Source organism: Rhizobium sp. Root1220 (assembly GCF_001426265.1).
Classification (GTDB): Bacteria; Pseudomonadota; Alphaproteobacteria; order Rhizobiales; family Rhizobiaceae; genus Rhizobium.
The window spans coordinates 368,798-381,797 of sequence record NZ_LMDG01000023.1 but is presented as its reverse complement, the minus strand read 5'-3'; the positions used below and the strand labels follow the sequence as shown (position 1 = coordinate 381,797).

Here is a 13,000-nt window from a genome sequence, read left to right as displayed (position 1 = left end):
GGGGGAACGACGATGTACCAGACAAATTATCACCGTGCTTCCTCAGTCGATGAAGCGGTCAAGATGATCTCGGGAACGGCAGAAGGCAAATACGTCTCCGGCGGAATGACGCTGATTGCCACCATGAAGCAGCGGCTGGCCGCGCCAACCGATCTTGTCGATCTCAGGCACATCGCCGCGATGAAGGGCATCAGGGTCGAGGGCGGCAAGGTCACCATCGGCGCTGCGACACCCCATGCCGAGGTGGCGGGATCGGCGGCTCTGCGGGCCGCATGCCCAGCGATCACCAGGCTGGCCGGGATGATCGGCGATCCGCATGTACGCCACATGGGAACGATCGGTGGCTCTGTTGCCAACAATGACCCCGCCGCCGACTACCCCTCGGCGATGCTGGCGCTCAATGCCCGGATAATCACGAACAAGCGGGAAATCCCGGCTGATGACTTCTTCACCGGCCTGTTCGAGACGGCGCTTGGGGACGGGGAGTTGATCACGGCGCTTGGTTTCGAAGCGCCGGAAAAGGCGGGTTACGCGAAGTTTCCAAATCCGGCTTCTCGTTACGCCATGACTGGCGTCTTTGTTGCCAAGGGATCCGGGGGAATTCGTGTGGCGGTCACCGGCGCCGGTTCAGACGGCGTCTTCCGCCAAACGGCGATGGAACAGGCCCTCACCGCGAACTGGTCGCCATCGGCTATCGCCGCCGTTAGTGTCGACCCGTCGGGTTTGATGTCGGACCTGCACGCCAGCGCGGAATATCGGGCCAATCTGGTGAAGGTCATGGCAAAGCGTGCCGTCATCGACGCAGGCTGATGCGTAATTTCGATCGCGGCAGGTTGCAGCGCCGCGATCGTTTTCCCATATGGTCAAGGCCGGCTTTTTTGAACTAAAGTAATTCAAGTCTATGGGCCTTTTGCCGCACTTGATGTTAAAGCAAGGGCAAAGGGTTGACGTGCGTTCGTCCGTTGGCAAGAACGCTCGCACGATACTGGAGCAGACGATGGATTTCGAAGCATTCTTCAAGACCGAGCTGGATGGCCTGCACACGGAAGGCCGCTACCGCGTTTTTGCCGATCTTGAGCGCCATCGCGGCAGCTTTCCGCGCGCCACGCGCCATACCGCGGACGGGCCGAAGGATGTAACCGTCTGGTGTTCCAATGACTATCTCGGGATGGGCCAAAACCCCAAGGTGATCGAGGCGATGAAAAACGCCATCGACCACTGTGGCGCGGGTGCGGGAGGCACCCGGAATATTTCTGGCACCACCCACTACCACGTTCTGCTGGAGCGCGAGCTTGCCGATCTGCATGGCAAGGAAGCCGCGCTGATCTTCACATCCGGCTACGTCTCGAACTGGGCTGCCCTTGGCACGCTCGGTGCCAGGATCCCCGGCCTCGTCATCTTCTCCGATGCCCTGAACCACGCCTCGATGATCGAAGGCATCCGCTACGCCAAGTGCGACAAAGTCATCTGGAAGCACAATGATATCCAGGACCTCGAAGCCAAGCTCGCCGCCGCCGATCCGAAGGCGCCGAAGCTGATCGCCTTCGAGAGCGTCTATTCCATGGACGGCGATATCGCCCCGATCAAGGAAATCTGCGACCTTGCCGACAAGTACGGCGCGATGACTTACCTCGACGAAGTCCATGCCGTCGGCATGTATGGCCCGCGTGGCGGCGGCATTGCCGAACGCGAAGGCCTGATGGACCGCCTGACAGTCATCGAGGGCACGCTTGGCAAGGCTTTCGGCGTCATGGGCGGCTATATAGCGGCCTCAACGGCGCTCTGTGACTTCATCCGCTCGTTTGCATCTGGTTTCATCTTCACGACGGCACTGCCGCCGGCGCTGGCTGCCGGTGCGGTCGCCTCGATCCAGCACCTGAAAGCCAGCCCCTTCGAACGCGCCCGGCACCAGGATCGGGTGCGCATGTTGAGAACCCTGCTCGACAAGAACGGCATCCCGCATATGCCGAACCCGAGCCATATCGTCCCCGTCATGGTCGGCGATGCGGCAAAGTGCAAATGGATCTCTGACCTGCTGCTTGACAACTGCGGCGTCTATGTCCAGCCGATCAACTATCCGACGGTTCCAAAGAAGACCGAACGCTTGCGCATCACGCCGACACCGCTTCACACCGATGCCGATATCGAACACCTTGTCGAAGCGCTGCATTCGCTGTGGGCACGCTGCGCACTGGCGCGCCACGTCGCCTGATAGCGATCCCGTTCTGAAGCGTGACTCCGGCAGGTTTCCGTGAATTCGGTGCATCGGCGGACAGCCCGATAGCGCCCTTCCAGACTATCAAGGCGTGCTGGCAGGCTCCGGCTTTCGGATAAACGGAGCGGCTTGAACAACAAGAGGGTTCAGGCCGTTTTCTTCTCGTTCCAGTATTTCGAGAAGCTGTCGCCGCATGCGCGGTTCCCAGAATTTGTTGATGTGGGTCGCAACCCCTTGCACGGCCTGGCTTGAAGGCTGGCTCTTGAAGAACGTCGCAATCTGGTTGGCCATGTAGACAAGCTTGGCTTGGGTCTCATGCGACATCGGAGATACTTCCCGGCTGGATTCGGTGCGAATGCGTGAACACCTCGAAATCTTCTCCTCGCACCAGCGCGATGAGCGTCATTCCGGCATCCTCGGCGGTGCGGATCGCAAGTGCCGTCGGCGCGGAAATGGCGATCAGAACCGGGCTTCCCAGGATAGCCGCCTTCTGCACCATTTCGACCGACAGTCGGCTGGTAACGACCACGGCACCTTCTCCGCCTGTCATGCCAAGACGAACGGCCGCACCACACAGCTTATCAAGCGCATTGTGCCGGCCAACATCCTCGCGAACGGCGACAAGTCCGGTTCCCCGGACATAGAAGCCTGCTCCATGCACTGCACGCGTCTCCCGGTGCAACGGTTGGGCGCCGTTGAGAAGCGACACGGCCTCTACGATATCCGCAGCGCTGATCGTCATCGCTGCGGCAGACACATCCGGTACCTCGCGGACCGCCTGCTCGATCGATTCGATGCCGCAAAGCCCGCAACCAACGGGGCCCGCCATGCTGCGACGGCGCGCCCTCAGCGCATCGAAGACCTCGTCGACCAAGGTCACCTGAACATCGATGCCCTGTTCACCCTCGACGACATCGATCGACGCAATCTGCCGAAGCGTCGTGATGATGCCTTCGGTCAAACTGAACCCGACAGCGAAATCCTCAATATCTCCAGGCGTCCCCATCATCACCGCATGCGTCGTGCCGCCGTAGGAAAAGGCAATCGGCACCTCCTCCGGCACAATACGCTCGCCAATCGTGACGACGCCGCCGCTGCGGGCAGTGCGTCTGACCGCGATCCGGGTCTGCTGTTCGATCATCACTCCGCTGCCTCCAGTTTTCCGGCGATCCGGCGGCTCTGCCGCGCCTGCTCGTCATACTCGACCTGCCAGTCGGATGGGCCATTGGAAGGCGAGACCTGCACCGCCGTTACCTTGTATTCCGGGCAGTTGGTCGCCCAGTCGGAGAAGTCGGTGGTGATGACGTTCGCCTGCGTATCCGGATGGTGGAAGGTGGTGTAGACGACGCCAGGCGCAACGCGGTCGGTCAGCAGCGATCGCAGCGCCGTGTCGCCGGAACGGCTCATCAGCTTCACCCAGTCGCCGTCGCGAATACCGCGCTGTTCGGCATCATGCGGATTGATCTCCAGGCGATCCTCGGCGTGCCACACCACATTCTCCGTGCGCCGCGTCTGCGCACCGACATTATACTGGCTGAGAATGCGCCCGGTGGTCAGCAGCAGCGGGAAGCGCGGCCCCGTCCGCTCGTCGGTCGCAACATATTCGGTGCGGATGAACTTGCCTTTGCCGCGCACGAAGCCGTCGACATGCATGATCGGCGAGCCCTGCGGATGCGCCTCGTTGCAGGGCCACTGCACCGAGCCCATCTTGTCCAGATAGTCATATGAAACGAGCGCAAAGCTCGGCGTCGTCGCGGCAATCTCGTCCATGATCTCCGAAGGGTGGGCATAATTCCAGGCCAACCCCATGGCTTGCGCCATTTTCTGGGTAACCTCCCAGTCGGCATATCCGTTCTTCGGGCTCATGACCTTGCGGACACGGTTGATGCGCCGCTCGGCATTGGTGAAGGTACCGTCCTTTTCAAGGAAGCTCGATCCAGGCAGGAAGACATGCGCGTAGTTCGCGGTCTCGTTCAGGAAGAGGTCATGGACAACCACGCATTCCATCGCGGCGAGGCCAGCCGCGACGTGCTTGGTATCTGGATCGGACTGCAGGATATCCTCGCCCTGGACATAGAGCCCCTTGAACGAACCGTCGACCGCCGCATCGAGCATGTTCGGAATGCGCAGACCCGGTTCGTTGCTGATCTTGACGCCCCAGAGCTTCTCGAAGATGTCGCGCGTCGCGTCATCGGAGATATGGCGATAGCCGGGCAGTTCATGCGGGAAGGAACCCATGTCGCAGGAGCCCTGCACATTGTTCTGGCCGCGCAGCGGGTTCACGCCAACGCCGGGGCGACCGATATTGCCGGTGACCATGGCGAGGTTGGCAATCGCCATGACCGTTGTCGATCCCTGGCTGTGTTCGGTGACCCCGAGGCCGTAATAGATGGCGCCGTTGCCGCCCTTGGCATAGAGACGCGCCGCACCCCGGACCAGATCGGCGGGAACGCCGGTGAACTTCTCCGTCGTTTCCGGGCTGTGATCCGGCTCGGCGACGAAGCTTGCCCAATCCTCGAACTCGGACCAGTCGCAACGCTCGCGGATGAAGGCCTCATTGAACAGTCCCTCGGTCACGATCACGTGCGCCAGTGACGTCAGGATCGCGACATTCGTACCGGGCTTCAGCGGCAGGTGATAGGACGCCTCGACATGGGGAGAGCGTACGATATCTGTGCGGCGCGGATCGATGACGATGAGCTTGGCACCCTGCCGCAACCGCTTTTTCAGCCGCGACCCGAACACCGGATGCCCGTCGGTCGGGTTAGCACCGATGATGACGACGACGTCGCTCTGCTCGACGCTGTCGAAGTTCTGCGTGCCAGCCGAAGTGCCGAAGGCCTGGCCGAGACCGTAGCCGGTCGGCGAATGGCAGACGCGGGCGCAGGTGTCGACATTGTTGTTGCCGAAGCCGGCGCGCACCAGCTTCTGCACCAGATAGGTTTCCTCGTTCGTGCAGCGCGAGGACGTGATGCCGCCGACCGAGTCGCGGCCATACTGATACTGGATGCGGCGGAACTCGGTTGCGACATGCGCGAAGGCCTCGTCCCAGCTCACCTCCCGCCATGGGTCGGTGATCTTCTCGCGGACCATCGGATTGAGGATGCGGTCCTTGTGGCTGGAATAGCCGTAGGCGAAACGGCCCTTGACGCAAGAATGCCCGCGGTTCGCCTGCCCATCCTTCCACGGAACCATGCGCACGAGCTCCTCGCCGCGCATTTCCGCCTTGAACGAACAGCCGACCCCGCAATAGGCGCAGGTGGTAACCACCGAATGCTCCGGCTGGCCAATCTCGATCACCGACTTCTCCGTCAGCGTCGCTGTCGGACAAGCCTGCACGCAGGCGCCACAGGAAACGCACTCCGACGATACGAAGTCCTCATGCATGCCGGCCGAAACTCGTGAATCGAAGCCGCGGCCTTCGATGGTCAACGCGAACGTGCCCTGCACTTCCTCGCAGGCACGTACGCAGCGGGAACAGACGATGCATTTTGACGGATCGAAGGTGAAATAGGGGTTTGATTCGTCCTTCGGCGCCCATTTGAGATTGAGATCGCCATTGTTGCGCGCCTTGATGTGGTTATCGCCCTCATAGCCATAGCGCACGTCACGAAGACCGACGGCACCGGCCATGTTCTGCAGCTCGCAATCGCCGTTGGCCGCACAAGTCAGACAGTCGAGCGGGTGATCGGAAATGTAGAGCTCCATCACCCCGCGACGGACATCCTTCAGCCGGTTCGTCTGAGTGGAGACCACCATACCTGAAGCAACCGGCGTCGTGCAGGACGCCGGGAGGCCTGCCCTCCCCTGGACTTCGACCAGACAGAGGCGGCAGGAACCGAAGGCGTCCATCATGTCGGTAGCGCAGAGTTTCGGGATCTCGATACCCGCATCCATCGACGCGCGCATGATGGAGGTTCCCTCCGGCACCGTCACCTGGTTGCCGTCGATGGTGAGCGTCACCATGGTTTCGGAGATCGAGGCCGGCGTGCCGTAGTCGGTTTCGTGGACGAGAGGCATGGTCTTACTCCGCCGCTTCGATAAGAGGTGTGGGAACGAAATCCTCGGGGAAATGCGTCATGGCGCTCATGACGGGATAGGGCGTAAAGCCCCCAAGCGCACAGAGCGACCCGAACTTCATGGTGTTGCAGAGATCGGCGAGCAGCACGCGGTTCTTCTCAGGCTCGATGCCGCGCGCGATCTTGTCCGCCGTCTCGACGCCGCGCGTCGAGCCGATCCGACAAGGTGTGCACTTGCCGCAGCTTTCGACGGCACAGAACTCCATCGCGAACCGCGCCTGCTTGAGCATGTCGGCCGTCTCGTCGAAAACGACGATGCCGGCGTGACCGATCAATCCATCCTTGGCCGCGAAAGCTTCGTAGTCGAATGGCGTGTCGAACAGCGAGCGTGGGAAGTAGGCGCCGAGCGGCCCACCGACCTGAACCGCCTTCACCGGCTGCCCGGATGCGGTTCCGCCGGCAATATCATCGACCAGTTCGCCGAGCGTAATGCCGAATGCCGTTTCAAAAAGACCACCATGCTTCACATTACCGGCAATCTGGATCGGGATTGTCCCCCGCGACCGGCCCACGCCGAAGTCGCGATAGTAGGCCGATCCCCGGTCCATGATCACTGGCACGGAGGCGAGTGAAATGACGTTGTTGATGACGGTCGGACAATCGAAGAGACCCTCGTGGGCCGGCAGCGGCGGCTTGGCACGCACGATGCCGCGCTTGCCTTCGAGACTGTTCAGAAGCGCCGTCTCTTCGCCGCAGACATAGGCGCCCGCACCCGTGCGCACCTCCATGTCGAAAGCCTTGCCCGAGCCGAGAACGGACGGCCCAAGTATTCCGGCAGTTCGCGCGATATTGATCGCGCTGTTCATAGCCGCAATAGCATGCGGATACTCGGATCGTATATAGACGAAGCCCTTGCTTGCGCCGGTCGCGAGGCCCGCGATCACCATGCCCTCGATCAGAACGAAGGGATCGCCCTCCATGATCATCCGGTCGGCAAAGGTGCCGCTGTCACCCTCATCGGCGTTGCAGACGATGTACTTGCGTGCTCCCGGCGCATCGAGCACCGTCTTCCACTTGATACCGGTCGGAAAACCGGCGCCGCCGCGGCCGCGTAGGCCGGACTCGGTCACCTGCCCGACGATGTCGGTCGGCTGCATGGAAAGGGCGCGACGCATGCCGGCAAGGCCGCCATGCGCTTCGTAATCGTCAAGAGACAACGGATCGATAACGCCGCAACGGGCAAACGTCAGGCGCGTCTGCCGCTTGAGGAACGGCAGTTCCTCAACTTCGCCGAGACAGAGCGGATGGGTGCCGCCCGAGATCAATCCCGCATCGAAAAGCGCCGCGACATCCCTCACCCTGACAGGCCCGTAGCCTATCCGTTTTCCTGCCACCTCAACCTCGACAAGCGGCTCCAGCCAGTGCATTCCGCGCGAGCCGTTGCGCACGACCTTCGCATCGAGACCGCGAGCGACAATCTCCTGGGCGATTGCCTTCACCACGTTTTCGGCCCCAACCGACAGCGCTGCGGCATCGCGCGGAACATAGATCCTGACGGTCATCGACGTGCCTCCGAGATCAGCTCCGCGAGATCGGCGGCATCCACCCGGCCGTGCACCTCGCCGTCCATCATTGCGGACGGCGAGCACGAACAGAGCCCGAGACAGAAGACAGGTTCGAGGGTGATTGCCCCATCGGGCGTCGTTCCGTGCCAGTCCACGCCGAGCATCGTCTTGACCCGCTCGGCAAGCGCGTCCCCACCCATCGCCTGGCAGGATTCGGCCCGACAGAGCTTCAGGACATGCCGCCCGGCGGGATGATCGCGATAATCGTGGTAGAAGCTGACGACGCCATGCACCTCGGCGCGCGACAGGTTGAGTTCGTCGGCAATGACAGGAAGCGCCTCCTGCGGCACGTAGCCAAACTCGTCCTGAATCCCGTGCAGGATCGGCAGCAACGGGCCTTCTAGCGCTTTGAGATTGTCGATGATCGCGCGCGTACGCATCGAGATATCGCCCTTGGCGACAAGAATGTTCATTAGCGGTCCTCCCGAGACCTGCAACGACGATAGTGGCATGCTCGGGCGGGCTTTCTGCTGAGGCCTGTAGCCGACGAAACTGCTAACGTCCGTTCAGTGCAACCTTCTCAGGGAAACGCGCGGCGATCAATATGGCTGTTCCGTCACTCGATAGGAAATTTCTATTGACTATCCGGCTCGTCCGAGAGGATACGAGCCTCGTGCAACAGCGCCGACACCAGCGGCGTGAAGGGCTCGCGATGCGTCGCAACCAGACCGACAAGGTGGTGTGCCTGTGGCTCAATGATTGGAATCATACGGATCTCGGCAGGAAAGCCAAACGATTTCGCTATGATGCGCGGCATGATGCTGGCCCAGCGCCCCGTTCTGACATGCGAAAACAGCACGATCATCGAATTTGATTCGAGTGTCGGATGAGCCGTTCCGCCTGCTTCGGCAAGAAGTTGATTGATAATGCGGCGGTTCTGCATGTCTGCGGTCAATAGACAAAGCCGAAGATCGCCGACTTCCTTCCAGGTAACACTGTCGCGATCGGAAAGCGGGCTTCCGGCCGCGGTAATGAGGTTATAGTGCTCCGCATAGAGCGGTACGCTGGTAACGCGTCCAAGCGGCTCATTCTCCAGGTAGGTGATTCCAGCATCGATCTCCAGATTCTCGAGCATGCTCAGTACCTGCAGGGAATTTCGGGAAACGATCGAGAATGTGACGTCGGGATGCCGCTCCTGGAAGGGTGCGGTGATGCGCGGCAGCATCGCCAGGGCGGTCGGGATTGCCGCAATCCTGATGTGGCCGGACAATCCGTTGCGCGCCGCCCGCATCTCCTCGCGCATCGTCCGGGCGTCGCCGACGATCCGTCGCGCCCATTCCAGAACCCGCTGCCCTTCGGGCGTCAGTCCCTGGAAGCGGGAGCCGCGGCTTACGAGCATGACGCCAAGCTGGTCCTCCAGCTGTCGGATCGCGGCCGATAGCGTCGGCTGCGAAATGCCACATTCCTCGGCGGCACGCCCGAAGTGCTTTTCGTTGGCAAGCGCAATAAAGAATTCAAGCTTGTCGATCATTCGACCTCCCGCCGCTTTCGGCCACGGGTCATCTTCGCGTTGACGCCGACGCGCCGCAAGTCCGAGTGTCAGCTTTCGTGCGGCTCGGGAAATTGATCGAAAAGCGAACGCAGGAAGATGACGATGTCGGGCCGGGTGACGCGATAGTAGATTTGCCGGCCCTCACGACGGCTGGACACAAGGCCTTCCATTCGGAGACGCGCCAATTGCTGCGATACCATGGCCTGCTGGATACCAAGGCTCTCTTCGAGCTGCCCCACTGTCTTTTCCTCGTCGGATAGAAGGTGGAGTATGAGCAGCCTCGAATGATGGGCTATCGCCTTGAGAAAGCTGCTCGCGTCTCGCGCCTTGGCAGACAGTGTCTGCAAATTCTGGTCGGCCGTACCCGACCGAGGTGTAGGCAAGTGCATTATGTATCTCTGATTGTATAAACGGCATGAATAAAGTGTACATTAACATATTCGCACCGCATGGCCGTTTGGATCTCCCAAAATGCCAAAAAAAGTCCCTGCCGATCAGCAGATCAGTTGGCCACCGTTGATCTCCAATACTTGCCCCGTAATGTATCCTGAAAGCAAAGGCGCAGCGAGGAACAGATATGTCGGCGCGCAGTCCTCGGCTGTTCCCAGTCTCTGGAGAGGAATACTCTTGCGAGTCTGCTCCAGTTTTTCCGGCGATGAATAACGCTGGTGGAAATCCGTCTCGATTGTCCCCGGCGAAACGCAATTGACACGGATTCCGTCCGGGGCGAGCTCCCTCGCCAACGCCTTCGAATAGGTGGCGACGAACGCCTTGGACGCTGAATAGACAGCCGACCCCGGGCTCCCTCCGGTCAGCGCGGAAATCGAAACCGTGTTGACGATCGCGGCTCCCTGCGCCGCACGCAAGGCCGGCAGTAGAGCCCGCGTCACCTCGACCACGGAAGTCTGGTTGAGTTGCACGATGGCTTCATACTGTTCATCGGTTAGCGCGTCGGCCGGAAAGCGGCCAATCATCGTCCCGGCGTTGTTGACGAGCACATGCACCCGCTCGAAATTGCCCAACACCTTGTCGGCGAGTTGCCGGGTGCCAGCCGACGTGGCGAAATCCGCAGCGATTAGGAAAGCGCGGCGGTCCTCTACCGCCGTGAGCAGGAAGTCAGGCAGCGCCCGGTCCGCGCTGCGGCCGATGTGAACCGCCACTCTTGCGCCGCAATCGAGGAACTGCCGCGCAACCTCGAGGCCGATGCCCCGGCTTGCGCCCGTGACAACCACGTTATGATTTTCAAACAGCTTTGGGTTAAACACGCAGCCCTCCTCGGCCTTGCCAATCCGCGGATGCGGCGTCCGCACATGATATGAGGCAGCAATGCCGGCCGCCAGCCGACCGTATGATTTCGCGACGGGCAGCTTTCTACCGAAAGGCAACCACAACCGGTCCAGTCCGTCAACCGATCCCGCAAGGCGAGGGAACGGGCGAAGCTGGGCAATGGCGAATTGCGCTGGACGCGAGCAACGAGGAGGCACCCGAAACGAAAAAAGCGGCCTCGCGGCCGCTTCGGAATTCGGATAGGTAGCCCCGCATCAATCCTGCTGGACAACGCCGCGCAGGTGGGTCATCTCCATGATGAAATGCTCGAGCTTGGACTTGTGCTCGTGATGCTCGGTGTCATCAAGCTCCTGCTTGGCAACTTCGATACGGCGCGTCAGCTCGTCCTTGCTGAGATCAGCAACCAGAACGGCTGATTCGGCCAGCAAGGTGCAACCTGTCGGAAGAATATCGGCAAATCCGCCGAAAACCACGAAATCCTGCTTCGTACCGTTCGCGGATCGCACGCTGACGATACCCGGTTTGATGGTGGTCATCGTCGGCGCATGGTGTGCCATGACCGTCATCTCGCCCTCGGTTGCCGGAATGACAACTTCTGTCACCATCTCCGACAGGAGCAGGCGCTCCGGAGATACGAGTTCAAAATTGAAATTGTCAGCCATCAGTGACTTACCTTCTCGGCTATGGCCTCTGCATCTTGCAGTTTGGTCCCGCAGAACGGGCAGTGCTGTATCGCCTGATCGAGATACCCAAGACCGTCTTCGGTCTGGAGCAACCCAACCACCACCATCGTCACGCCACTGTCCGATACATAGATCGTCGGCGCTGCGGGGTCGGGAAGCTCCACTGCGACGGCCCGAAGGGCGTCGCAGCAGAAAATCTCGGTATGAGCGTCGCTCATCAAGCCGCCGCGGAGAGCTTCTTGGCCTTTTCGATGGCTTCTTCCATCGAACCAACCATGTAGAAAGCTGCTTCCGGCAGGTGGTCGTATTCGCCGTTCACGAGGCCCTTGAAGCCCTTGATCGTATCTTCGAGCGCAACCAGCTTGCCCGGCGAACCGGTAAAGACTTCGGCGACAAAGAACGGCTGTGACAGGAAGCGTTCGATCTTACGAGCGCGGGCAACCGAAAGCTTGTCTTCCTCGGATAGTTCATCCATCCCGAGGATGGCGATGATGTCCTGGAGGGACTTGTAGCGCTGCAGCGTCGACTGAACCTTACGAGCCACTTCGTAGTGCTCTTCGCCGACAACAATCGGGTCGAGCATGCGCGAGGTGGAGTCGAGCGGGTCGACCGCCGGGTAGATACCCTTTTCAGCAATCGAGCGCGACAGAACGGTGGTCGCGTCCAGGTGGGCAAACGACGTTGCCGGAGCCGGGTCGGTCAAGTCGTCGGCCGGAACATAAATGGCCTGAACCGAGGTGATCGAGCCGGTCGTCGTGGTCGTGATGCGTTCCTGCATCTGGCCCATGTCCGTTGCGAGCGTCGGCTGATAGCCAACGGCTGAAGGAATGCGGCCCAGCAGAGCCGACACTTCGGAGCCTGCCTGCGTGAAGCGGAAGATGTTGTCGACGAAGAACAGAACGTCCTGGCCCTGGTCACGGAAGTTTTCAGCAACCGTCAGGCCGGTCAGGGCGACGCGAGCGCGAGCGCCCGGCGGTTCGTTCATCTGGCCGTAAACGAGCGCCGCCTTGGAGCCTTCGCCGCCGCCGTGCTTGTTGACGCCCGATTCGATCATTTCATGGTAAAGGTCGTTGCCTTCACGGGTACGTTCACCCACGCCGGCGAAGACAGAGTAACCACCGTGCGCCTTGGCGACGTTGTTGATCAATTCCATGATCAGAACGGTCTTGCCGACGCCCGCGCCGCCGAAGAGGCCGATCTTGCCGCCCTTTGCGTAAGGCGCCAGCAGATCGACGACCTTGATGCCGGTAACCAGGATCTGTGCTTCCGTGGACTGGTCCACGTAAGACGGCGCTTCCTGGTGAATCGCACGTCTGGAAGACGTGACCAACGGGCCGGCCTCGTCAACCGGCTCGCCGATGACATTCATGATGCGGCCGAGTGTTTCGGGACCAACCGGAACCGCGATCGGACCACCGGTGTCCGAAACCGGCTGACCACGAACCAGACCTTCGGTCGAGTCCATGGCGATCGTGCGAACTTCGTTTTCACCAAGATGCTGCGCGACTTCGAGAACGAGGCGGTTGCCACCGTTCGTGGTTTCGAGCGCGTTCAAGATCGGCGGCAGTTCGCCTTCGAAAGCAACGTCCACGACGGCGCCGATAACCTGCGTGACCTTACCGGCAGAGCCTGCCGCGGTCTTCTTGGGGGTAGCTGCCTTAGCCATCTTCTTACCCTCT

13 protein-coding genes and 1 pseudogene are annotated in these 13,000 nt (G+C 60.9%); 2 read left to right on the top strand and 12 right to left on the bottom strand.

Annotated features, from left to right (window positions below; translation table 11 throughout):
* The first annotated feature begins 12 nt into the window (after positions 1–12).
* Together ASC90_RS16185 and hemA are read left to right on the top strand one after the other, a co-directional pair.
* The gene (locus tag ASC90_RS16185) at positions 13–810 is read left to right on the top strand and encodes a xanthine dehydrogenase family protein subunit M (protein ID WP_056542337.1); all 798 of its coding nucleotides are present in this window, start codon (positions 13–15) and stop codon (positions 808–810) included.
* A gap of 187 nt (positions 811–997) precedes the next feature.
* Entirely contained in the window at positions 998–2,212 is a 1,215-nt protein-coding gene (gene hemA, locus ASC90_RS16180; protein ID WP_056542335.1) for a 5-aminolevulinate synthase, read from the top strand.
* Positions 2,213–2,299: 87 nt separating this feature from the next.
* On the opposite strand, the gene ASC90_RS16175 is transcribed toward hemA, so the two are convergent.
* The 12 genes and pseudogenes from ASC90_RS16175 to atpD all read right to left on the bottom strand — a co-directional run bounded on the left by ASC90_RS16175 (position 2,300) and on the right by atpD (position 12,987).
* Complete coding sequence (locus ASC90_RS16175) at positions 2,300–2,539, bottom strand: formate dehydrogenase subunit delta (RefSeq protein WP_056542332.1); 240 nt, start codon at positions 2,537–2,539, stop codon at positions 2,300–2,302.
* Complete coding sequence (gene fdhD / locus ASC90_RS16170; RefSeq protein ID WP_056542331.1) at positions 2,529–3,356, bottom strand: formate dehydrogenase accessory sulfurtransferase FdhD; 828 nt, start codon at positions 3,354–3,356, stop codon at positions 2,529–2,531. The genes ASC90_RS16175 and fdhD overlap by 11 nt, the downstream gene beginning before the upstream one ends.
* Positions 3,356–6,235, bottom strand: a complete 2,880-nt coding sequence (fdhF, locus tag ASC90_RS16165) for a formate dehydrogenase subunit alpha (RefSeq protein ID WP_056542329.1) — start codon at positions 6,233–6,235, stop codon at positions 3,356–3,358. The genes fdhD and fdhF overlap by 1 nt, the downstream gene beginning before the upstream one ends.
* Before the next feature lie 4 nt (positions 6,236–6,239).
* A complete protein-coding gene (locus tag ASC90_RS16160) occupies positions 6,240–7,796 on the bottom strand; it encodes an NADH-quinone oxidoreductase subunit NuoF (RefSeq protein ID WP_056542327.1) in 1,557 nt (518 codons plus the stop codon).
* Positions 7,793–8,272 carry a formate dehydrogenase subunit gamma gene (locus ASC90_RS16155; RefSeq protein ID WP_056542325.1) on the bottom strand — a complete coding sequence of 160 codons (480 nt, stop codon included), beginning with the start codon at positions 8,270–8,272 and terminating at the stop codon, positions 7,793–7,795. Before ASC90_RS16155 ends, ASC90_RS16160 begins: the two co-directional genes overlap by 4 nt.
* A gap of 161 nt (positions 8,273–8,433) precedes the next feature.
* Entirely contained in the window at positions 8,434–9,330 is an 897-nt protein-coding gene (locus ASC90_RS16150) for a LysR family transcriptional regulator (protein WP_056542323.1), read from the bottom strand.
* 68 nt (positions 9,331–9,398) lie between these two features.
* Positions 9,399–9,740, bottom strand: coding sequence for a metalloregulator ArsR/SmtB family transcription factor (locus ASC90_RS16145; protein ID WP_056542320.1), 342 nt, complete (start codon positions 9,738–9,740; stop codon positions 9,399–9,401).
* A gap of 105 nt (positions 9,741–9,845) precedes the next feature.
* Complete coding sequence (locus tag ASC90_RS16140; RefSeq protein ID WP_056542672.1) at positions 9,846–10,616, bottom strand: SDR family oxidoreductase; 771 nt, start codon at positions 10,614–10,616, stop codon at positions 9,846–9,848.
* A gap of 86 nt (positions 10,617–10,702) precedes the next feature.
* A pseudogene (locus tag ASC90_RS30030) lies at positions 10,703–10,783 on the bottom strand (redox-sensitive transcriptional activator SoxR); the annotation flags it as partial.
* A 109-nt stretch (positions 10,784–10,892) separates the two neighbouring features.
* Complete coding sequence (locus ASC90_RS16135; protein WP_056542318.1) at positions 10,893–11,300, bottom strand: F0F1 ATP synthase subunit epsilon; 408 nt, start codon at positions 11,298–11,300, stop codon at positions 10,893–10,895.
* The gene (locus tag ASC90_RS16130; protein ID WP_056542316.1) at positions 11,300–11,539 is read right to left on the bottom strand and encodes a hypothetical protein; all 240 of its coding nucleotides are present in this window, start codon (positions 11,537–11,539) and stop codon (positions 11,300–11,302) included. Before ASC90_RS16130 ends, ASC90_RS16135 begins: the two co-directional genes overlap by 1 nt.
* The gene (gene atpD, locus ASC90_RS16125; protein WP_056542314.1) at positions 11,539–12,987 is read right to left on the bottom strand and encodes a F0F1 ATP synthase subunit beta; all 1,449 of its coding nucleotides are present in this window, start codon (positions 12,985–12,987) and stop codon (positions 11,539–11,541) included. Before atpD ends, ASC90_RS16130 begins: the two co-directional genes overlap by 1 nt.
* Positions 12,988–13,000: the final 13 nt, after the last annotated feature.